Source organism: Micromonospora chersina (genome assembly GCF_900091475.1).
GTDB classification, from domain to species: domain Bacteria; phylum Actinomycetota; class Actinomycetes; order Mycobacteriales; family Micromonosporaceae; genus Micromonospora; species Micromonospora chersina.
The window spans coordinates 5,201,698-5,222,162 of the sequence record NZ_FMIB01000002.1 but is presented as its reverse complement, the minus strand read 5'-3'; the positions used below and the strand labels follow the sequence as shown (position 1 = coordinate 5,222,162).

Sequence of the window (20,465 nt, the reverse complement as noted above, 5' to 3'; positions counted from 1 at the left end):
CTCGCGTCCGCTTCCGGCGCTCAGCCGCCGGCGAGCAGCGGGCGCAGGGCGGCGACGATCGGCACGTCGGCCGGCAGCCAGTCGACGGTGTCGAGTTCGGCGGCGGAGAGCCAGCGCAGTTCGGAGTGCTCCAGGGCCTTGGGCTCGTCACCGTGGAGCAGGCGGGCCAGGTACACCCGGAGGACGGAACGGCCGTGGGCCATCCGCACGTCGCGGCCGAGCCGGTCGCCGATCTCCACGCGGACACCGAGTTCCTCGGCGCACTCGCGGACCAGCGCGTCGGTCTCGATCTCGCCCGGCTCCACCTTGCCGCCGGGGAACTCCCAGCGACCGGCCACCTCCGGTGGCGCGGAGCGCTCGCAGGCGAGGACCCTGCCGTCCATGATGATCGCCGCACCGACGACCACTCTCGGCTCCCGCCGGTCCTGCCCGTTCCCGCTTACCCGTTCGGTCCGCACGGGCGTCCAGCGTGCCAGATCAATCGGCGGTTTGGGTAGCTGAGTCGACCGTCAGGTCAGCAGAACACGGAAGTGTGGGCGTGGACACACCATCTGTGCGGCGACAGACTAGAGGGCGTCGACTGGGACACGGGATGGCGACGATTTGGCCACAAGCCGGCAACGACGCCTGGGAGGTGCGGTGATGCGCGTGCTGTTCAACGGCCGGGCCAAGCACGACTACCTCAGCGACGCCCTCGCCCTGCTGTCCGGTTGGACCCGCGAAGGCGAGCAGATCCGACGCACGCTCGTGCTCGACGACACCCAGCACGCCGCGCTCACCGAGCGGGTCGCCGTGGTGGCCGACGCGCTGCGCCTGCGCCCGGACATCAGCCGCCGGGCCGACCGCACCCACATCAAGGTTGGCCACGGCGACGGCGAGCCGCTCACCGAGGGTGAGGTGCTGCTGGCCGCGCGCATCGAGGACGCGGTCCGCGCGGTCACCGCCCCCTGAGCGGTTTCCTGGCAGGTTCCTGAAAGTTTCCGGTTAGCAACTAATTCCAACTGGGTAGGACTTCCGTGACAGGGAGCCGCAAGGCTCCCGAAAGCGACGGAATGTGCGATAACCCCTTTTAGGAGCTGACCATGACGACGCCCACCGCGGCCACGAACCGGGCAACCGACCACGTGCACACCGACCACGTCGACCGCGACGTCCGGCACCTGCACCGGCACGGGGAGGAGACCAAGCCGGCCTGGAAGACCACCGAGCTGGCCGTCTACCTGCTCTCCGTCATCGGCGTTCTGATCGCCTCGAACGCCGTCGGCGACGGCGCCTCGAACAACGGTGGCGACTACTTCGCCGCCGACAAGGCCTGGTGGTACATCACCCTGCTGACCGTCGGTTACCTGATCAGCCGCGGCCTGGCCAAGGCCGGCAGCCGCAGCCGCGACCACGACCCGCGCGTCGACCACTGACCTTGACCTCGGCAGCCCCGTCCAGCAGGACGGGGCTGCCGGCGTTTCCGGCTGGCGCGCTCCGCCTACCGTCGGGGACATGGCCGACCCGACGTACGACCGCAGGGAACAGTTCCAGCAGATCCAGAGCGGGCTCCTGCCCGGCGAGCAGATCATCGCCGTCTACGACGCGATCGGCACGGGCACCGGTTTCATCGGCCTGACCGACCGCCGGGTGATCATCCAGGACCGCTCCTTCGTCGGGAAGCGGTACGCCATCACGAGCATCCCGTACGCGAAGATCACCAGCGTGAGCGTGGTGAGCAACAAGTCGTGGGGCGGCTCGTTCTTCTCCACCGGCGCGATCGCCGTCCACGTCGGCACACACACCTACGAGGTGGAGTTCCGGGGCGCGCAGAAGGCCCACCACGTGCACAACGTCATCCTCCACCACATCTCCTGAGGTGCCGGTCGACCTGCCGGCGGCGCTCTACGACGCGGAGAACGCGTGGGGACGCGACGACGACTTCTTCCTCCGCTTCGTCGGGGCGGCGCCGCTCCGCGTCCTGGACCTCGGCTGCGGCACCGGCCGGCTCACCCTGGCCCTGGCCGCCGCCGGTCACCGGGTCACCGGCGTCGACCCGGGTCCCGGCTCACTCGCCGCGGCCCGGGCCAAGCCCGGCGGCGACCGGCTCACCTGGATCTCCGGCACCGCCGCCGCGCTGCCCGACGCGGCGTACGACGTGGCCGTGCTGACCAGCCACGTGGCGCAGGAGATCCGGGACGACGCGGCGTGGGCGGACACCCTCCGGCACCTGCGCCGGGCCCTTGTCGACGGCGGCCGGCTGGCGTTCGACTCGCGCGATCCGGCCGCGCGCCGCTGGGAGCGCTGGAACCCCGCCGACTCCCGCCGCCGGCTCACCCTGCCCGACGGTACGACCGTGGACGGCTGGACCGAGCTGACCGAGGTCCGCGACGGCCTGGTCGGCTTCCTGCACCACTACCTGCTGCCCGACGGCACGGAGATGCGCAGCCCCGGCACGCTGCGCTTCCGCACCGAGGCGGAACTGCGGGCCGCCCTGACCGGGGCGGGTTTCACCGTCGAACGGGTGCTCGGCGGCTGGGCCGGAGAGCCGGCCGGCGCGAGCGACGACGGAGAGCTGATCGTGCTCGCCCGGGCGACGCGGTGACCCGGCGGCGAGGACGCGGTCAGCGCCGGTAGGCCAACCGGAAGTCGAGCGCCCAGTCGGCACCGTCCTCGGACCGCTCCCAGCGGGCGTCGATGGCGGTGCCGTCCTCGCGCAGCGTCCCGGTGAACCGCTGGTGGAAGCCGGGCGCCGCCCGCCACATCCGCCAATGGCCGTCGCCGAACGTCATCCGGTAGACCCGGTGCACGCCGCGGGCGTCGGCGTAGAGCACCGTGAACTCCTCCCCCGCGTCGTCCAGGCCGATGAGCTGGGTGGTGGGCATGGGGTTGTTCTCCCGCCAGGCCCGCGGCGCCGTCTCCGGCACCGGCTCCGCGTCGCTGAACTGGCGGAGGAACCGGCCGTCCTCCACCCAGGCGAACTCCGTCCAGCCGACGCCCAGGCCCTCCACCTCGGGCTGCACGCTCCACCGGCCGACGAGCACGTCGAGCCGCGCCAGCGCGGGATGCCGCTTCGCCATCTCGTCCTCCTCCTGCCGCAGGGAACCCGGTGCTCGCCGCCACCTGACAGAATCGCCCGCATGCGGGGGCTGTTCGCAAGGGTCAGGGAGTGGCGCACCAGCCGCAGACCGACCGTACGCCGGATCCGCCGTGCCCTGGTGGTGGTCGTCGCCGGCGCGGCGCTGCTGGCCGCCGGCACCGCGGCCTGCGTGGTGTGGGTCCGCGACGGCGCCGACGGGCACCTGTTCGCCGAGGCCGACGTGCCGGAAGCCCCGGTCGCCCTGGTCCTGGGCACCAAGGTGGAGGCCGACGGCACCCCGTCGCCGTTCCTCGCCGGCCGGCTGGAGATCGCCCAGCGGCTCTACGCCGCCGGCAAGGTCCGGGTCATCCTGGTCTCCGGCGACCACATGAACTACGACTACGACGAGCCCGACGCGATGCGGCGCTGGCTTGTCGACCGGGGCGTGCCGGCGGAGAAGGTGGTGCTGGACCACGCCGGCTTCGACACCTACGACTCCTGCGCACGGGCCCGGCGCGTCTTCGGCGTGGAACGGGCCACCGTGGTGACCCAGTCCTTCCACCTGCCCCGCGCCGTCGCCCTCTGCCGGCACCTCGGCGTGGCGGCCAACGGCGTGGGCGACGACACCGCCCGCCGGTACGCGGACCGCTGGCGGATCAGCGCCACCCGGGAGTACGGCGCGTGCGTGAAGGCCGCGGTGGACGTGGTCTCCGGCCGCGACCCCGTCCACCTGGGCCGCCGGGAGACCGGAGTGGACGACGCCCTGCGCGCGGGCTGACGTTCGGCGTCCGGGCGGCGGTAGGGTCGCGGCGTGGTGAAGCTGGCGGAGGAGACGTTGGTGGCGGTCGGTCGGATGACCGTCGCGGCGACCGACCTGGAACACATGCTGTCCCGGATCGGCGCGAGTGACGCGGACGCCGACGCGATCTTCGCGCGAACCGGAGCGCCGCTGGTCGCGGCCCGCGAGGCGGCGCGGTCCGCCGGGCCGGCGGTCCGCGACGAGTACGCCAACCTCGTCGAGGGGGCGGCCACCCAACTGGCCGTGGGCCAGGCCGCGCTGCGGGCCGTGTGGCGCGGCGGCCGGACCGATCCCGCGCTGTTCGACGAGATCACCGTGCGCCTGCTGCGCTGCCGGGACGCCCTGCACGAGCGGATCCTCGTCCCGACCGAGGGCTGAGTGAGCCGTCTACACTTCAGGGCACTCCGGGCACCGCCGCCGGCTCGACGGGTCCCTAAGATCGCCGGCATGGCGACGCGGCTTGTGCAGATCAACATGAAGGCTCGGGACGACTCAGCGCTGGGCGCTTTCTGGGCGGAGGTGCTCGGCTGGGAGGTCTCCAGCGAGGGACCCGGCGTGACCAACCTCGAACCCGAGGGCTTCGTCTACCCCGACCCCGTGGCCGTCTGCGTCGACCTCGTCGTCTCCCCGGAACCCAAGACGGTGAAGAACCGGGTCCACATCGACCTCGCCACCACCTCGGCGGCCCACCAGGCGGAGTTGGTCGCACGCCTCAAGGATCTCGGCGCGACGCCCGCCGACGTGGGCCAGGGCGACGTCCCGTGGACGGTCCTGGCCGACCCGGAGGGCAACGAGTTCTGCGTGCTGGAGCCCCGGGAGCTCTACCGGGACACCGGACCGATCGCCGCCGTGGTGGTCGACTGCGCGGACCCACGAGCCATGGCCCGCTTCTGGGGCGAGGCCATGGACTGGATTCTGCATGAGGTGACCGACCACGAGGCGGTGCTGCGCTCCGCCAAGGGCGTCGGCCCCTATCTGCGGTTCGTCCGCACACCCGACGCGAAGACCGTGTGGAACCGCGTCCACCTGGACGTCCGCCCGTACCCGGGTGACGACCTGGAGGTCGAGGCGGCCAGGCTGCGGACGCTCGGCGCCACCGCCGTCGACCTGGATGTCCCGTGGAAGGTCCTCGCCGACCCGGAAGGCAACGAGTTCTGCCTCCTCACCCCGAGCTGACCCCCGTCAGCCAGCCTCGCGTGCCTCCAGGATGGCCAGGTCGCGTACGGCGTAGAGCCGGTGCTGCCACTCCTCGTTGAGGACGATCAGCAGGCACTTCCGCACCGGGTAGCTGCGGGGCTCCGGCCATCCGGGGCCCTCCACCGGCGCGGTGTGGGCGTCCAGCGACTCGTCGGTCAGGCCCTCGATGACCTGGCGCACGGTGGACATCCGGTCGCGGCGCAGCGCCAGAACCGCGTCGAGGGACGGTCGAGCCGCCCGGTCCCGTGGCACACCGGGGAGGTCCGGCATCTCGTCCCAGGGGAGGTCCAGAGGGTCCCATGGCAACGGGTCGCCGAGGATCGCCCGCCTCACCCACGAGTCGGTGGCGAAGACGAGGTGCCGCAGCGTCTCGATGAACGACCACTCACCGTCGACCGACTCGTGCAGCAGCTCGGGTCGCAGCCGGCCGGCCCGTTCGACGGTCTCGCCCCAGAGCCGCTCGAGAATGTCCCACGCCTCGCGGAAGCTGGCCGCGTCGGTCGGACGCATCCTGGCCCGGTCCGGGTGCCGCCGGTCCAGCTCCGCCTCGACCAGCGGCCCGACGTCGACGCCGTTGATCGTCAGGTTCTCGATCTCGCCGTGGATGTCCACGCCGACCAGATCGACGCCGCGCATGGTGACCCCGCTCAGGTCGGCCCCGCGAAACCGGGCGCCGGACAGATCGACGGTGCTCAGCTGGGCGCCGCTGAGGTCGACGCGCTCGAACCGGGAGCCGCGCAGATCGGCGTCAGTGAATTCAGCCACGCCAGCAGGCTAACCATGGGCACCGACACTCCGCGCTCCCAGCGACGGCTCGTACAGTGCCGTGATGGGCGATCGAGGCTTCGGCAACGAGGAGTTGGTGACCCCACGGCTGTCACTGCGCCGCCCCACTCCCGCCGACATCGACCTGATCCACGCCATCCACAGTGACCCGCGAGCCTGTGCCCACAACCCGAGCGACATGCTGAGCACCCGCGCCGAGGCGGAGGACCGCTACCGGCGGTGGGACGAGCACTGGCAGCGCTGGGGCTTCGGGTACGGGGTCGTCCATGCCGATGGGAAGCGCCTCGGCTTCTGCGGCATCAAGGTCATGGCGTTGCGGCGCCGCGAGGTCCTCAACCTGTTCTATCGCCTCGACCCGTCCGCCTGGGGCGATGGGATAGCCACCGAAGCGGCCACCGCCGTCGTCGGTTGGGCCAGCGCGCACGGTCGCGGCCATCCGGTCGTCGCCCGGGTCCGCCCCGGGAACACAGGCTCCCAGCGGGTCGCTGTGCGCGCCGGCCTCCACCGTGCCGAACACCTCGACAGCCAGGGAGAGGACGGCCTCGACTGGATCTTCACGTCGCACTGGCCCTGAGGGCCCGGTTGTGCCCCACGCGGGCCAGGCTCAGACGTTGAAGCGGAACTCCACGACGTCGCCGTCCTGCATGACGTACTCCTTGCCCTCGATCCGGACCTTGCCGGCGGCCTTCGCCGCCGCCATCGATCCGGCCTCGACCAGGTCGGTGTAGGAGACCACCTCGGCCTTGATGAAGCCGCGCTGGAAGTCGCTGTGGATCACCCCGGCGGCCTCCGGCGCGGTCGCGCCGACCGGGACGGTCCAGGCCCGCGCCTCCTTGGGGCCGGCCGTCAGGTACGTCTGGAGCCCGAGCGTGCGGAAGCCGACCCGGACGAGCTGGTCCAGCCCCGGCTCGGACTGCCCGATCGACTCCAGCAGCTCGCGGGCCTCCTCCTCGGGCAGGTCCACCAGCTCGGACTCGATCTTGGCGTCCATGAAGACCGCCTCGGCGGGGGCGACCAGGCCGCGCAGCTCGTCGAGGAACTCGGCGTTGCCCAGCTCCGCCTCGTCGACGTTGAACACGTAGAGGAACGGCTTCGTGGTGAGCAGGTGCAGCTCGCGCAGGTGCTCCAGCTCGATCTTGGCGGCGGCGGCGCCCGCGTACAGGGTGGTGCCGCCGTCGAGGACCTCGACGGCCTTCTTGGCGGCCTCGACGGCGGCGGCCCGGTCCTTGCGGAGCTTGGCCTCCTTCTCCAGCCGGGGCAGCGCCTTCTCCAGGGTCTGGATGTCGGCCAGGATCAGCTCGGTGTTGATCGTCTCGATGTCGTCGGCCGGGGAGACCTTGCCGTCGACGTGCACCACGTTCGGGTCGGAGAAGGCCCGCACCACCTGGCAGATCGCCGAGGCGTCGCGGATGTTGGCCAGGAACGCGTTGCCCCGGCCCTGCCCCTTGGAGGCGCCCCGGACCAGGCCGGCGATGTCGACGAACGAGACCGGCGCCGGCAGCACCTTCTGCGACGAGAAGATCTCGGCCAGCTTGTTCAGCCGCTCGTCGGGGAGCCCGACCACGCCGACGTTCGGCTCGATGGTGGCGAACGGGTAGTTCGCGGCGAGCACGTCGTTCTTGGTCAGCGCGTTGAACAGGGTGCTCTTGCCCACGTTGGGCAGGCCGACGATGCCGATGGTGAGACTCACGACGAGCCAGCTTACGCGGTTCGCCGCCGGCACCGGGCAGGCAGGTCCGCCCGCGCCGGAAAAGGGACGGCGGTCACCGCCCGCCGGCGCGCCCGCCGGTCAGGAGGGCAGCAGGCGCGGCTCGATCCGGGTCTCCCGCACGGTGCCGTCCTCGGCGCGGGTCAGCTCGTACGCGGCCACGCCCTCCCGGTCGGCGACGGCCTCGGCGAGCCGGGTGCCCCGGTAGATCAGCCCGACGCCGTCGTCGGTGCAGTGGCTCGTCGGCAGCGTGCCGTCGCCCACCAGCCGGTGCATGAGCGGCCGGCGCTGGTCCTCGCTGTCGTAGTGCACGCCGTTGCCGTACGGGAGCCAGCCCAGCCCGTCGGTGAACGGCCGCAGGGTCGGGCCGTAGCTGTCGGTGGCGCCGCCGACGTGCCAGCAGATCGACCCGGCGGAGACCCCGCCGAGCACCACGCCGGCCTCCCAGCACTCGCGCAGGATCTCCGGCAGGCCGTGCACCCGCCACACCGCGCAGAGGTTTGCCACGCTGCCGCCGCCGACCCAGATGATGTCCTGGGCGAGCAGGTGGGCACGGATGTCCTCGACGTTGGGCATCGGGTAGAGCGCCAGGTGGGACGGGCGGAACCGGGTGCCGGCGAAGGCGCCGTAGAAGACGGTGAACGAGGTGGGTTGGTCGCCCACCGCCTGGTTGAGGTAGCAGACCCGGGGCGCCTCGCCGGCCTGCGCCAGATCGGCCATCAGGTCGAAGAGCTGGCTGGGCCGGGCGTCCCAGGGGCCGCGGTGCCGGCTGAAGAAGCCCATGCTGGTGGCGACGATTGTCGGTTCAGTGGCGGGCATGGCCGTCCTTCCGGTCGGTGACGATGGAGATCATCCTGCCCGATCCGGCGGCTCCGCCTCCGCCGCGGCGAGCAGGTCGCGCAGCAGATCGGCCAGCCGGTCCCGGTCGGCCGGGGGCAGCGCGTCGAGGATCCGCCGCTGCACCTCCAGCCCGGCCTCGGCCGACTCCTCGACCACCCGGCGACCTTCGTCGGTGAGGCTGACCCGCAGCGCCCGCCGGTCGGCCGGGTCGGGCGCACGCCGAACCAGGCCGGCCCGCTCCAGCCGGTCGAGCCGGCCGGTCATCCCGCCGGAGGTGAGCATCAGCGAGGCCGCGAGCGCCTTCGGCGCGAGGGTGTACGGCGGGCCGGACCGGCGCAGCGCGGCGAGCACGTCGAACTCGCCCCGGCCGATGCCCCAGCCGGCGTACACCTTCTCCTGGCGGTCGCCGACCAGCCGGGCCAGCCGGTAGATGCGGCCGAAGACGGCCATCGGCTCGGGCCGCATGCCGGCCCGCTCCCGCCGCCACTGCTCGACGATCAGATCCACGTCGTCCGTTGCCACGGCTGTCGATTGTGCCGCACCTCGCACTTCCCCTTTCGCTCGGGACTGATTAGTTTAGTCGTAAGCTACTTAGCAGCGAGGGAAGAAGGTCGTCATGACCCGCCGTTGGACCGACGCCGCGCTCACCGCCGTCGCCCCCACCACCTGGGGCACCACCTACCTGGTCACCGCCGAGCTGCTGCCCGCCGACCGGCCGCTCTGGTCCGGCGCGATCCGCGCCCTGCCGGCCGGCCTGCTGCTGCTCGCGCTGACCCGCCGGCGGCCGCACGGCGTCTGGTGGGGGCGGGCCGCCCTGCTCGGCGCGCTCAACATCGGGGCGTTCTTCCCGCTGCTCTTCGTCGCCGCGTACCGGCTGCCCGGCGGCACCGCGGCCGTGCTCGGGGCCGCCCAGCCGCTGCTGGTCGCCGTGCTCACCGTCGCCCTGCTCCGCGACCGGCCCGGCCGGCCGGCGCTGCTCGCCGCCCTCGCCGCCCCGGCCGGGGTCGCCCTCGTGGTGCTCCGGCCCGGCGCCGGCCTCGACCCGCTCGGCGTCGCCGCCGGCCTGGCCGGCACCGCGGCGATGGCCGCCGGGCTGGTGCTCACCCGCCGCTGGGGCCGGCCGCCCGGGGTGGGCACCCTGGCCGCGACCAGCTGGCAGCTCGTCGCCGGTGGCCTGCTGATCGTGCCGGTCGCCGCCGCCGTCGAGGGCGCGCCGCCCGCGCCGGACGGGCCGGCCCTGCTCGGGTACGCCTGGCTCGGGCTGGCCGGGACCGCGCTGGCGTACGCGCTGTGGTTCCGGGGCGCGGCCCGGCTGCCGGTGACCCGGGTGTCGGTGCTCGGCGCGCTCAGCCCGCTGACCGCCGCGACCCTCGGCTGGCTGGTGCTGGGGCAGGCGCTCAGCCCGACCCAGCTCACCGGCTTCGCGGTGGCGGTCGCCGCCATGGTGTTCGGCCAACTCCCCGACCGGGCGGCGCGCGGCCGACGGGCCGACCAGCCGGCGCGCGGCCAGCGGGTGGGTCGGCCGGCGCCCGGCCGACAGGTCGAGCAGCAGGCGCACGGGCGCCACGTCGGCCAGCCGGCGCGTCGTCGGCTGGTGGGTCAGCCGGCGCGCGGTCGGCTGGTGGGTCAGCCGGTGCGTCGTCGGCTGGTGGGTCAGCCGGCGCGTAGCCGGCGCCAGGCGTCGGCCGGGGCGTCGGCGGCCACGCCCTCGGGCAGCGCGCCGGGCGGCAGTTCCGCCGCCGCGGCGAGCGGCAGCGTGAACCGGTGCGCGGCGGACGGCGCCGCCGCGTAGGACTGGTCGAGCAGCCAGCGCACCTCGTCGACCGTCCAGCCCAGCCCGGCGCGACCGGCGAGCTCCCGGACCAGCCGCAGGCCGACCCGGGTGTCGTCGTCGTAGAAGCGCATGCACCAGTGGTGCGCCCACATGCCGAGCGCCCGCAGCCCGGCCGCGTCGAGCGAGCCGACCAGCCGGCCGCAGGCGGTGTCGGCGAAGGCACGCCCCGGGTCGTCGGCCCGGTCCCGTTCGATCGCCCCGTACGCGGCCGGCGCCACCACCCGCATCCGGTCGTAGAAGCCCTGCACCACCACACCGTCCAGCCGTGTCCGCCCCGACCGCATCAGCGGACACCCCGCCCGGCCACGCTCGCCATGCCCCGCACCTTTTCTTGAGTTGGTGGCGGGACCGTACCGGCCACTACCGACACTTTCTCCGGCGGAATCCGTTGCCACGCCAGGGATAGCTGGCCTGAGCTGGGGCGTCTGTATCTGTGACGACGACGAGCGGGAGGGTGGGTGGACGAGGACGACCGGGCCCGGCTGGCCGAGTTCGTGACCAGCCGCACGCCGGCGCTGATGCGGGTGGCCTACCTGCTCACCGGCGACCGGCACGCGGCCGAGGACCTGTTCCAGTCGGCGCTGGCCAGGACCATCCCGAGATGGCGGGCGCTGCGGCACGCCGACCCGGAGGGCTACCTGCGCACGGTCATGTACCGGGAACAGGTGAGCTGGTGGCGGCGGCTGGGGCGACGCCGGGAGAGGGCGCTCACCGGGGCCGACGAGGCGGTCCAGCCGGACCCGAGCGGCGGCACCGACGTACGCCTGGCGATGCGGGCGGCGCTGCGGCTGCTGCCGCCGGCCCAGCGCACGGTGCTGGTCCTGCGCTACTACGAGGACCTCACGGAGACCCAGGTCGCCGAGGCGCTGGGCTGCACGGTCGGCACCGTACGCAGCCGGACCCATCGTGCGGTGACCCGGCTGCGCCAACTGCTGCCGGACGTCGAACTCCTGGAGGTACGGCGGTGACCACGCCCTTCGAGGACCTCATCCGCGCCACCCTCTCCGACCTGGCCGAGGAGGCACCCACAGTGCAGGACCCGTTGACCCCGGCGGAACGCCGGTTCCGGAACCGCCGGCGCACCACGCTGACGCTCGGCGCGGCGGGCGCGGTGGCCGCCGTGCTGATCGGCGCGCCGATCGCGCTGGCGGCCGGCGGCGGGGACGCGCCCCGCCCGGCCGCCCCGTCGGCGCCGCCGGCCCCCGCGGGCACCACCGCGCCACCGTCCCCCGCCCAACCCACGGTCGTCCCGTCCCCGAGCGGCACGGCGACCAGCGTGCCGAGCCCGCCCGGCGAACCGGCGCCCTCCCCCAGCGCCACACCGCCGGGCCGGCCGAGCCGGCCCGGAGCCCCCGTGCCGAGCCCGAGCGGTCCGGGCGACCCGACGGCGGTCCCCTCCCCCAGCGGCCCGGGCGAGCCCTGGCCCACCCCCACCCCGACCCCGCGCGGCTGATCCGGGCTGGTTCGCGGGCGGCGCCCGGCCGGGTCACCCTGCTCCGCGACCGGGCGCCCCGACGGTGAGTGGAACGCCATGGAGGTGTCCTGACCCGGTGACCTCCGTGGCGTTCCACCGACGGCCGCGACGAGCGCCGAAGGCGGTCGCGAGCGCCGCGTCCGCGAGCGCCGAAGGCGGCCGCGGTGACGCGTCCGCCGAGCGCCGAGGGCGGCCGCGCCCGCCGCGTAAGCGAGCGCCGGAGACGGCCGCGCACGGCCGCGTCCGAATCCCGCCAGCCGAGGGCCCGACCTGCGAGGCAGGATCGGTGTCATGGAACTCGACTTCGAGCGGTGCTACCGGGCCGTCGACAGCCGCGACCAGCGGTTCGACGGCTGGTTCTACACCGGCGTGACGTCGACCGGGATCTACTGCCGGCCGTCCTGCCCGGCGACGACGCCGAAGCGGCAGAACGTCCGGTTCTTCCCGTCGGCCGCCGCGGCGCAGGGCGCCGGGCTGCGGGCCTGCCGCCGCTGCCGCCCCGACGCCGCCCCGGGCTCGCCGCAGTGGGACGTCCGGGCCGATGTGGTCGGGCGGGCGATGCGGCTGATCGCCGACGGCGTGGTGGACCGGGACGGCGTGCCGGGGCTGGCGGCGCGGCTCGGCTACACCGAGCGGCACCTGCACCGGATGCTCCGGGCCGAACTGGGCGCGGGGCCGCTGGCGCTGGCCCGCGCGCAGCGCGCGCAGACGGCGCGCATCCTCATCGAGACGACCGGGCTCGGGCTGGCCGAAGTGGCGTTCGCCGCCGGGTTCGGCAGCGTCCGGCAGTTCAACGACACCGTCCGCGAGGTGTACGGGGCCACCCCGTCCGAGCTGCGGGTCAGCCGGGGCGGGCGGCGGGCGGTCGGCGGGGCGGGCACCATCACGCTGCGGCTGGCGTACCGGCCGCCGTTGCACGCGGGAGCGCTGCTGGACTTCCTGGCGCTGCGCGCGTTGCCCGGCGTCGAGGAGGTGCGCGACGGGGCGTACCACCGGGGGTTGCGCCTGCCGCACGGGCCCGGCACGGTGTCGCTGACCCCGGCCGACGGGCACGTGGCCGCGACCCTGCGGCTGGCCGACATGCGCGACCTGGCCCCGGCGGTGGCCCGCTGCCGCCGCCTGCTCGACCTGGACGCCGACCCGGTCGCGGTCGACGCCACCCTGGCGGCGGACCCCACCCTGGCGTCCGCCGTGGAGGCCGAACCGGGCGTCCGCCTCCCGCACGCCGTGGACGGCTTCGAAATGGCCGTCCGCGCGATAACGACCCAGCAGATCTCCCTCCGCTCGGCGAGAACAACCCTGACCCACCTCCTGGCGGCCACCACCACCCCGACCGTCGATCATGAGGTTGGCGGCGAGGTCGATCTCCAGAACGGCGGCGAACCTCATGATCGACCGTGGGGGTTGCGGGCGTTCCCGACCGCGGAGGAGGTGCTCTCCGCGGGGGACACGGCCTTCCGGATGCCGGCGGCACGGCGGGAGACGATCCGGGCGGTGGCCCGGGCCGTCGCCGACGGCTCGCTGGACCTCGCCCCGGGCGGGGACCGGGAGGAAGCGGTGCGGCGGCTGACCGCGCTGCCCGGCGTCGGGCCGTGGACCGCGGGCTACGTGGCCATGCGCGCGCTCGGCGACCCCGACGTCCTCCTCCCCACCGACCTGGGCGTACGCCGGGGCGCCGCCGCGCTCGGCCTGCCCGACGACCCGAAGACCCTGAACGCGTACGCGGACCGCTGGCGCCCCTGGCGGTCGTACGCGGTGATCCGACTCTGGAGAGCGGCATGACCACACTGGACAGCACCGTCATCGACACCCCCGCCGGCCCGCTCAGCGTGCTGGCCGGACCCGACGGGGCGGTACGCGCCGCCGGCTTCACCGCCGACCCGGCCTCCCTCGTGCCCCTGGTCCACCCCGGACTGCGCGGCGCGCTGCGCGAGCGGGCCGACCTCGGGCCGGTGACCGCCGCCGTGCGCGCCTACCTGGCCGGGGACCTGGCCGCGATCGACACGGTCCCGGTCGAGCAGCGCACCGGCGGCGCATTCATGGGGCACGCCTGGCAGGTGCTGCGCGACGTCAAGCCGGGCGACCCGGTGACGTACACCGGTTTCGCCGCGCTGGCCGGTCGGCCGGCCGCGGTCCGCGCCGCCGCGGCGGCCTGCGCCCGCAACGCCGCCGCGCTCTTCGTGCCCTGCCACCGGGTGCTGCGCACCGACGGCACGCTCGGCGGCTACCGCTGGGGTCTGGACGTGAAGAAGTGGCTTCTCGGGCATGAGGGACGCGTGACGGCTAGCTGACAGCCAGACTGTCGCCCGGTGCCGCTACCGTCGGGTAGTGCCTGCGCAGAGCGACGGCAACCCCGCGGCGTGTCACGGCGCCCGTCCCCACCCGCTGCACAACCTCTGGCGACTGCGTGCCTACCTCCGCCCGCACGCGGCGGAGTTCGCGTGGCTGCTGCTGGCCGCGCTGGCCGCCACGGCGGCGAGCCTTGCCGTGCCCCTCGTGGTGCAGCGGGTGGTGGACGGGCCGGTGGCCCGGCACGACGTGGCCGGGCTGCTCCGGCTCGGCGCCCTGGCCCTGCTGCTCGGCCTGGCCGAGGCGGTGCTGATCTTCATCCGGCGGTGGACCCAGTCCTCCTCCTCGGTCGGCATGGAGGCGGCCATCCGGGCCGACATCTACGCCCACCTGCAACGCCTGCCGGCCGGCTTCCACGACCGGTGGCAGTCCGGCCAGCTGCTCTCCCGGATCACCAGCGACCTCTCGGTGATCCGCCGGTTCCTCTCCTTCGGCCTGCTCTTCCTGGTGCTCAACCTGATCACCTACGCCGCCGTGGTGGTGCTGCTGATCCGGCTGCACCCGTGGCTCGGCCTGCTGGTGGCCGCCAGCGCGGTCCCGCTGTTCCTGATCAGCCGGCGGTTCGCCCGGCACTACCACGCGGCGTCCCGCCGGATGCAGGACCAGCAGGGCGACGTGGCCACGCTCGTGGAGGAGACCGCGCAGGGTCTGCGCACCACGCGGGCGTACGGACGGGGGCCGGAACTGGCCGCCCGCTTCGCCACCGGCGCCCGCCGGCTGCACGACACCGGGATCGGCAAGGCCCGGCTGCTGGCCCGCACCTCCGCGCTGTTCGACCTGGTGCCCAACCTGACCCTCGGAGTGGTGCTGGTGGCCGGCGCCGCCGCCGTGGCCGGGGGCGGGCTCACCATCGGCGAGCTGGTGGCCTTCGTCAGCCTGCAGCTCATGCTGATCTGGCCGGTGCAGTCGCTCGGCTGGATCATCGCGAACGGGCAGGAGGCGGCGACCGCCGCCGACCGGATCCAGGAGGTGCTGGACACCCCGCCCAGCATCGTGGACGCCCCGCACGCCCGCGCCGTGGGCCGGGCCGACGTGCGCGGCCGGCTCCGCTTCGAGCGGGTGAGCTTCCGCTACCCCGGCAGCCCGGCGCCGGTGCTGCGCGAGGTGGAACTGACCGTTGAGCCGGGCGAGACGCTGGCCCTGGTGGGGGCGACCGGCTGCGGCAAGAGCACCCTGCTGTCCCTGGTCCCCCGGCTGCACGAGGTGACCGGCGGCCGGATCACCCTGGACGGGCACGACCTGCGCGACCTGCGGCTCGACTCGCTGCGCCGGCTGGTCGGGGTGGCCTTCGAGGAACCGACCCTGTTCTCCATGTCGGTGTGGGAGAACCTGACGCTGGGCCGGCCGGACGCCGGCGAGGAGGAGGTCCGGGCCGCGCTCGCGCTGGCCCAGGCGGAGTTCGCGTACGACCTGCCGTGGGGGCTGGCCACCCGGGTCGGCGAGCAGGGGCTCTCCCTGTCCGGCGGGCAGCGGCAGCGGCTCGCGCTGGCCCGCGCGGTGCTCGGCCGGCCCGCGCTGCTCGTGCTCGACGACCCGCTGTCCGCGCTCGACGTGCACACCGAGGCGCTGGTCGAGGCGGCCCTGCGCCGGGTGCTGCGGGACACCACCGCGCTGCTCGTGGTGCACCGGCCGTCCACGGTGGCTCTCGCCGACCGGGTGGCGCTGCTCGACGGCGGCCGGATCGTCGCCGTCGGCACCCACTCGGAGCTGCTGGCCGGGGTGCCGGCCTACCGGGCGGTGCTCTCCGCCGAGCCGGAACGGTGGGCGGACGGCGTCGGCCTGGTGCGCTCGTGAGCGGGTCCGCCCCCCGCGTGCCCCGACAGCGCGGCGACCCCGACGCCGACCCGTCCGGGCAGCGCGACGGCCCCGACCCGTCCCGCGAGCGCGGCGAGCCGGACCCGGCCCGGCAGCGCGGTGACCCCGACCCCGACCTGGCCCGGTGGCGGGGGCGGGCCGTCGACCCCGACGCCGACCGCAGCCGGGCCGAGGACTCGTCGCCCGAGGCGGTGGCGCGGCTCCGGGCCCGCAGCCGGGCCCTGCTCCGCGAGCTGCTCCGCCCGCACCGCGCGCGGCTCGGCCTGGCGGTGTCGCTGCTGCTGGCCCAGAACGCCGCCGCGATGGCCGGCCCGTACCTGGTGATGCTCGGTATCGACCGGGGCATCGGACCGCTGCGGGCCGGCGACCCCGGCCCGCTGGTCGCCGTCGCCGCCGCCTTCATCGTCGCCACCGGCACCGAGTACGCCACCCGGCGCGCCTTCCTCGCCCTCGCCGCCCGGATCGGCCAGGCCGTCCTGGTCGACCTCCGCCAGCGGGTGTACGGCCACTTCCTCCACCTCGACGTCGGCTTCCACGAGCGCTACACCTCGGGCCGGATGGTGTCCCGCCTGACCAGCGACCTGGACTCGATCGCCGAGCTTGTCGACGGTGGGATCGACAAGCTGGTGATGGCCGCCCTGTCGGTGCTGTCGGTGGCGGGCATCCTGCTCTGGCTCGACCTGCCGCTGGCCGCCGTCACCCTGCTCGCCTTCCCGTTCCTGTTCGCGCTGTCCCGCTGGTTCGCCCGCGCCTCCGCCGGGGCGTACCGGCGGACCCGGGAGGCCGTGGCGCTGGTCATCGTGCACTTCGTCGAGTCGCTGCGCGGGATCCGGGCGGTGCAGGCCTACCGGCGGGAGCCCCGCAACCAGCGCATCTTCGCGGCGGTGAACGACGACTACCGGCAGGCCAGCCTGCACGCGTTCCGGCTCATCGCGGTCTACTCGCCGGGCATCCGGCTGATCGGCAACCTGACCGCCGCGGCGGTGCTCGGCTACGGCGGCTGGCGGGTGCTGGGCGGGCGCACCGAGGTCGGTGTGCTCGCCGCGTTCCTGCTCTACCTGCGCCGGTTCTTCGAGCCCATGGAGGAGCTGAGCCAGTTCTACAACGCGTTGCAGTCGGCCACCGCCGCGCTGGAGAAGCTGGCCGGGGTGCTCGACGAGCGGCCGGCGGTGGCCGAGCCGGCGCGGCCCGTGCCGCTGCCCGCCGGGCCGGGGCGGGGCGCCGTGGTGTTCCGCCGGGTCCACTTCGGCTACCGGCCGGAGGCGCCGATCCTGTCCGGGCTGGAGCTGACCGTGCCGGCCGGGCAGACCGTCGCGCTGATCGGGCCGACCGGCGCCGGCAAGTCCACCATCGCCAAGCTCCTGGCCCGGTTCCACGACCCGGCGTCCGGCACGGTCAGCCTGGACGGGGTGGACCTGCGGCACCTGGCCGACGCCGAACTGCGCCGGGCGGTGGTGCTCGTCACCCAGGAGAACCACCTGTTCAGCGGCTCGGTCGCGGAGAACATCCGGTTCGGCCGGCCGGACGCCGACGACGCCGCCGTGGAGGCCGCCGCCCGGGCCATCGGCGCGCACGACTTCATCGCCGCGCTCCCCGACGGGTACGCCACCGACGTGCACCGGCGCGGCGGCCGGCTCTCCGCCGGGCAGCGACAGCTCGTCGCGTTCGCCCGGGCGTTCCTGGCCGACCCGCGGGTGCTCATCCTCGACGAGGCCACCTCGTCGCTGGACGTGCCGACCGAGCGCCTGGTGCAGCGGGCGCTGCACAGCGTCCTGCGGGACCGCACCGCGTTGGTGATCGCGCACCGCCTCTCCACCGTGGAGATCGCGGATCGGGTGCTGGTCCTCGACGGCGGCCGGATCGTGGAGGACGGGCCCCCGGCCGAACTGGCGGCCGCCGGCGGCCGGTACGCCGCCCTGCACCGCCAGTGGCGCGACTCTCTGATCTGACCGGCCCCGATGATGGCGGCGCGCCGGATACCGCCACGAGGCCGAAAGGCGTGGAGCGGCACGGATCGGCTGCCTACGATCGGCTGATGACCGACACGGCGAGGACGGCCCGCGCCGGCGTCCCCGAGCGTCCGACCCTGGACGGCATCGAGGAGACCTGGGCGCGCCGCTGGCAGGAGGACGGGACGTACGCGTTCGACCGCGGCAAGGAGCGGTCGGAGGTCTACGCGATCGACACGCCGCCGCCGACCGTATCGGGCGAGCTGCACATGGGGCACGTCTTCTCCTACACGCACACCGACACGGTGGCCCGGTTCCAGCGGATGCGCGGCCGGACGGTCTTCTACCCGATGGGCTGGGACGACAACGGCCTGCCCACCGAGCGGCGGGTGCAGAACGTCTACGGGGTGCGCCCCGACCCGGCCCTGCCCTACGACCCGGACTGGCGGCCGCCGGCCGCGCCGGTGAGCGAGGCGGCGCGGAAGGACCCGACGACGATCTCCCGGCGCAACTTCATCGAGCTGTGCGAGGTGCTCACCGCGGAGGACGAGAAGGTCTTCGAGGCGCTGTGGCGGCGGCTCGGGCTGTCGGTGGACTGGTCGCTCACCTACACCACGATCGGGCGGGCGGCCCGGGCGACCAGCCAGCGGGCGTTCCTGCGCAACCTGGCGCGGGGTGAGGCGTACCAGGCCGAGGCGCCGACGCTCTGGGACGTCGGGTTCGCCACGGCGGTGGCCCAGGCCGAGCTGGAGGACCGGGAGCGGCCGGGCGCCTACCACCGGCTGCGCTTCCACGGCCCGGCCGGGCGCGAGGTGCTGATCGACACCACCCGGCCGGAGCTGCTGCCGGCCTGCGTGGCGCTGGTGTGCCACCCGGACGACGAGCGCTACGCGGACCTGGTGGGCGCGTCGGTGCGCAGCCCGGTCTTCGGGGTCGACGTGCCGGTGCGGGCGCATCCGCTGGCCGATCCGGCCAAGGGCACCGGCATCGCGATGGTCTGCACGTTCGGCGACCTGACCGACGTGACCTGGTGGCGGGAGCTGCGGCTGGACACCCGGGTGGTGATCGGCCGGGACGGCCGGCTGCTGCCGGAGCCGCCGGCCGGCGTGCCCGCCGAGCCCTACGCGGCCCTGGCCGGGCAGACCGTGAACGGCGCCCGGCGGACGGTGGTCGAACTGCTGGGCGATGCCGGTGACCTGGTGGGCGAGCCGCGCCCGATCACGCATCCGGTGAAGTTCTACGAGCGCGGCGACCGGCCGCTGGAGATCGTGTCCACCCGGCAGTGGTACCTGCGCAACGGCGGCCGGGATGCCGGCCTGCGCGAGGAGTTGCTGGCCCGGGGGCGCGAGCTGCGCTGGGCGCCGGAGCACATGCGGCACCGCTACGAGCACTGGGTGGGCGGCCTGACCGGTGACTGGCTGGTCAGTCGGCAGCGCTTCTTCGGCGTGCCGGTGCCGGTGTGGTACCGGCTCGACGACGCTGGCGAGCCGGACTGGTCCCAGCCTCTCACACCGGACGAATCGGTGCTCCCGATCGACCCGTCGAGCGAGCCGCCGCCGGGCTACGAGGAGGCGCAGCGCGGGGTGCCGGGCGGCTTCGTGGGTGATCCGGACGTGCTGGACACCTGGGCCACCTCGTCGCTGACCCCGCAGATCGTCGGCGGCTGGGAGACCGACGAGGACCTGTTCCGCCGGGTGTTCCCGATGGACCTACGCCCCCAGGGGCACGACATCATCCGCACCTGGCTCTTCGCCTCGGTGGTCCGGGCGCACCTGGAGCAGGGTGTGCTCCCCTGGCGGGACACCGTGCTCTCCGGCTGGATCCTCGACCCCGACCGGAAGAAGATGTCCAAGTCCAAGGGGAACGTGGTCACCCCGATGGGCCTGCTGGAGCAGCACGGTTCGGACGCGGTCCGCTACTGGGCCGCCAGCGGCAAGCCCGGCATGGACCTGGCCTTCGACCCGGCACAGATCAAGGTGGGCCGCCGGCTCGCCACCAAGCTGCTCAACGCGTCGAAGTTCGCCCTCGGGCTGGGCGCCGCGGACGCGCTGCGCGCCCCGGCGACCGCGCCGCTGGACACCGCCATGCTCGCCGAACTGTCCGGCGTGGTCGCCACCGCGACCACCGCCTTCGACGGCTACGACCACACGGCCGCGCTGATGGCCACGGAGGCGTTCTTCTGGCGGTTCTGCGACGACTACATCGAGTTGGTGAAGGAGCGCGCCTACGGCACCGGGCCGGGGGCCGACTCGGCCCGGGCGGCGCTGGCCACCGCGCTCTCGGTGCAGTTGCGGCTCTTCGCTCCGGTGCTGCCGTTCGTCACCGAGGAGGTCTGGTCGTGGTGGCGGTACGGCTCGGTGCACCGGGCGACCTGGCCCACCACGTACGAGGTGGGCCGGGCGGTGCAGGGGCCGGGTGACCCGGAGCTGCTGCGGCTGGCCGCCGACGCGCTGGGCCAGGTGCGCCGGGCCAAGTCGGAGCGGAAGCTGTCGATGAAGGCGGACGTTCCGCTGGCCGAGGCGCTCGGGCCGGCCGCCCTGCTCGACCGGCTCACGCTGGTGGCCGACGACGTGCGGGCGGCGGGCCGGATCGCCAAGCTCGACCTGCTGCCCGACCGCACCACCGAACTCGTCGTGGCCTGCGCCTTCTGAGTTGC

General features: G+C 74.4%; 22 protein-coding genes and 1 pseudogene. 16 read left to right on the top strand and 7 right to left on the bottom strand.

Features of this window, described 5'->3' with window-relative positions:
- Nucleotides 1-20 precede the first annotated feature (20 nt).
- Nucleotides 21-458, bottom strand: coding sequence for a (deoxy)nucleoside triphosphate pyrophosphohydrolase (locus GA0070603_RS24365; protein WP_279627502.1), 438 nt, complete (start codon nt 456-458; stop codon nt 21-23).
- A 184-nt stretch (nt 459-642) separates the two neighbouring features.
- Between GA0070603_RS24365 and GA0070603_RS24360 the strand changes: the two genes are divergently transcribed.
- The 4 genes from GA0070603_RS24360 (at nt 643) to GA0070603_RS24345 (ending at nt 2,584) form a co-directional block, all read left to right on the top strand.
- Nucleotides 643-951, top strand: a complete 309-nt coding sequence (locus GA0070603_RS24360) for a 4a-hydroxytetrahydrobiopterin dehydratase (protein WP_091318311.1) — start codon at nt 643-645, stop codon at nt 949-951.
- Between the two features lie 131 nt (nt 952-1,082).
- Entirely contained in the window at nt 1,083-1,415 is a 333-nt protein-coding gene (locus tag GA0070603_RS24355) for a hypothetical protein (protein WP_244282601.1), read from the top strand.
- Nucleotides 1,416-1,494: 79 nt separating this feature from the next.
- Complete coding sequence (locus GA0070603_RS24350; protein ID WP_091318309.1) at nt 1,495-1,857, top strand: PH domain-containing protein; 363 nt, start codon at nt 1,495-1,497, stop codon at nt 1,855-1,857.
- 1 nt (nt 1,858) lies between these two features.
- Nucleotides 1,859-2,584, top strand: a complete 726-nt coding sequence (locus tag GA0070603_RS24345; protein ID WP_091318306.1) for a class I SAM-dependent methyltransferase — start codon at nt 1,859-1,861, stop codon at nt 2,582-2,584.
- A gap of 19 nt (nt 2,585-2,603) precedes the next feature.
- Here the strand turns inward: GA0070603_RS24345 and GA0070603_RS24340 are convergent, their stop codons facing one another.
- Nucleotides 2,604-3,059, bottom strand: coding sequence for a hypothetical protein (locus GA0070603_RS24340; RefSeq protein ID WP_091318303.1), 456 nt, complete (start codon nt 3,057-3,059; stop codon nt 2,604-2,606).
- Nucleotides 3,060-3,119: 60 nt separating this feature from the next.
- Between GA0070603_RS24340 and GA0070603_RS24335 the strand changes: the two genes are divergently transcribed.
- The 3 genes from GA0070603_RS24335 to GA0070603_RS24325 all read left to right on the top strand — a co-directional run bounded on the left by GA0070603_RS24335 (nt 3,120) and on the right by GA0070603_RS24325 (nt 5,033).
- On the top strand, nt 3,120-3,836 hold the full coding sequence (locus GA0070603_RS24335) for a SanA/YdcF family protein (RefSeq protein WP_091318301.1): 717 nt from the start codon (nt 3,120-3,122) through the stop codon (nt 3,834-3,836).
- A 33-nt stretch (nt 3,837-3,869) separates the two neighbouring features.
- Nucleotides 3,870-4,235 carry a hypothetical protein gene (locus GA0070603_RS24330; RefSeq protein WP_091318297.1) on the top strand — a complete coding sequence of 122 codons (366 nt, stop codon included), beginning with the start codon at nt 3,870-3,872 and terminating at the stop codon, nt 4,233-4,235.
- 69 nt (nt 4,236-4,304) lie between these two features.
- A complete protein-coding gene (locus GA0070603_RS24325; protein ID WP_091318295.1) occupies nt 4,305-5,033 on the top strand; it encodes a VOC family protein in 729 nt (242 codons plus the stop codon).
- Nucleotides 5,034-5,039: 6 nt separating this feature from the next.
- On the opposite strand, the gene GA0070603_RS24320 is transcribed toward GA0070603_RS24325, so the two are convergent.
- Complete coding sequence (locus GA0070603_RS24320) at nt 5,040-5,819, bottom strand: pentapeptide repeat-containing protein (protein WP_091318292.1); 780 nt, start codon at nt 5,817-5,819, stop codon at nt 5,040-5,042.
- A 64-nt stretch (nt 5,820-5,883) separates the two neighbouring features.
- On the opposite strand from GA0070603_RS24320, the gene GA0070603_RS24315 reads away from it, so the two are divergent.
- On the top strand, nt 5,884-6,414 hold the full coding sequence (locus GA0070603_RS24315) for a GNAT family N-acetyltransferase (protein ID WP_091322273.1): 531 nt from the start codon (nt 5,884-5,886) through the stop codon (nt 6,412-6,414).
- A gap of 30 nt (nt 6,415-6,444) precedes the next feature.
- Here the strand turns inward: GA0070603_RS24315 and ychF are convergent, their stop codons facing one another.
- From ychF to GA0070603_RS24300, 3 genes are all read right to left on the bottom strand, one after another.
- Nucleotides 6,445-7,530: a redox-regulated ATPase YchF gene (ychF, locus tag GA0070603_RS24310; RefSeq protein WP_091322271.1), complete on the bottom strand. Its 1,086-nt coding sequence runs from the start codon at nt 7,528-7,530 to the stop codon at nt 6,445-6,447.
- 99 nt (nt 7,531-7,629) lie between these two features.
- Entirely contained in the window at nt 7,630-8,367 is a 738-nt protein-coding gene (locus GA0070603_RS24305) for a Type 1 glutamine amidotransferase-like domain-containing protein (RefSeq protein ID WP_091318290.1), read from the bottom strand.
- A 30-nt stretch (nt 8,368-8,397) separates the two neighbouring features.
- On the bottom strand, nt 8,398-8,910 hold the full coding sequence (locus GA0070603_RS24300; RefSeq protein ID WP_091318287.1) for a MarR family winged helix-turn-helix transcriptional regulator: 513 nt from the start codon (nt 8,908-8,910) through the stop codon (nt 8,398-8,400).
- Between the two features lie 94 nt (nt 8,911-9,004).
- On the opposite strand from GA0070603_RS24300, the pseudogene GA0070603_RS32185 reads away from it, so the two are divergent.
- Nucleotides 9,005-9,823: pseudogene (locus GA0070603_RS32185) on the top strand (EamA family transporter); the annotation flags it as partial.
- A 218-nt stretch (nt 9,824-10,041) separates the two neighbouring features.
- Here GA0070603_RS32185 and GA0070603_RS32180 read toward each other — a convergent pair.
- Entirely contained in the window at nt 10,042-10,506 is a 465-nt protein-coding gene (locus tag GA0070603_RS32180) for a hypothetical protein (protein ID WP_244282600.1), read from the bottom strand.
- 174 nt (nt 10,507-10,680) lie between these two features.
- On the opposite strand from GA0070603_RS32180, the gene GA0070603_RS24290 reads away from it, so the two are divergent.
- The 7 genes from GA0070603_RS24290 to valS all read left to right on the top strand — a co-directional run bounded on the left by GA0070603_RS24290 (nt 10,681) and on the right by valS (nt 20,460).
- On the top strand, nt 10,681-11,190 hold the full coding sequence (locus GA0070603_RS24290; RefSeq protein ID WP_091318285.1) for a SigE family RNA polymerase sigma factor: 510 nt from the start codon (nt 10,681-10,683) through the stop codon (nt 11,188-11,190).
- On the top strand, nt 11,187-11,675 hold the full coding sequence (locus GA0070603_RS24285; protein WP_208862945.1) for a hypothetical protein: 489 nt from the start codon (nt 11,187-11,189) through the stop codon (nt 11,673-11,675). The genes GA0070603_RS24290 and GA0070603_RS24285 overlap by 4 nt, the downstream gene beginning before the upstream one ends.
- Nucleotides 11,676-11,987: 312 nt before the next feature.
- Nucleotides 11,988-13,478, top strand: coding sequence for a DNA-3-methyladenine glycosylase 2 family protein (locus tag GA0070603_RS24280; protein WP_091318283.1), 1,491 nt, complete (start codon nt 11,988-11,990; stop codon nt 13,476-13,478).
- Nucleotides 13,475-13,987: a methylated-DNA--[protein]-cysteine S-methyltransferase gene (locus GA0070603_RS24275; protein WP_091318280.1), complete on the top strand. Its 513-nt coding sequence runs from the start codon at nt 13,475-13,477 to the stop codon at nt 13,985-13,987. Before GA0070603_RS24280 ends, GA0070603_RS24275 begins: the two co-directional genes overlap by 4 nt.
- A 37-nt stretch (nt 13,988-14,024) precedes the next feature.
- Nucleotides 14,025-15,839, top strand: coding sequence for an ABC transporter ATP-binding protein (locus tag GA0070603_RS24270; RefSeq protein WP_091318276.1), 1,815 nt, complete (start codon nt 14,025-14,027; stop codon nt 15,837-15,839).
- A 17-nt stretch (nt 15,840-15,856) separates the two neighbouring features.
- Nucleotides 15,857-17,809, top strand: coding sequence for an ABC transporter ATP-binding protein (locus tag GA0070603_RS24265; RefSeq protein ID WP_425270518.1), 1,953 nt, complete (start codon nt 15,857-15,859; stop codon nt 17,807-17,809).
- Between the two features lie 86 nt (nt 17,810-17,895).
- The gene (gene valS / locus GA0070603_RS24260) at nt 17,896-20,460 is read left to right on the top strand and encodes a valine--tRNA ligase (RefSeq protein WP_091318274.1); all 2,565 of its coding nucleotides are present in this window, start codon (nt 17,896-17,898) and stop codon (nt 20,458-20,460) included.
- The last annotated feature ends 5 nt before the right edge of the window (nt 20,461-20,465 follow it).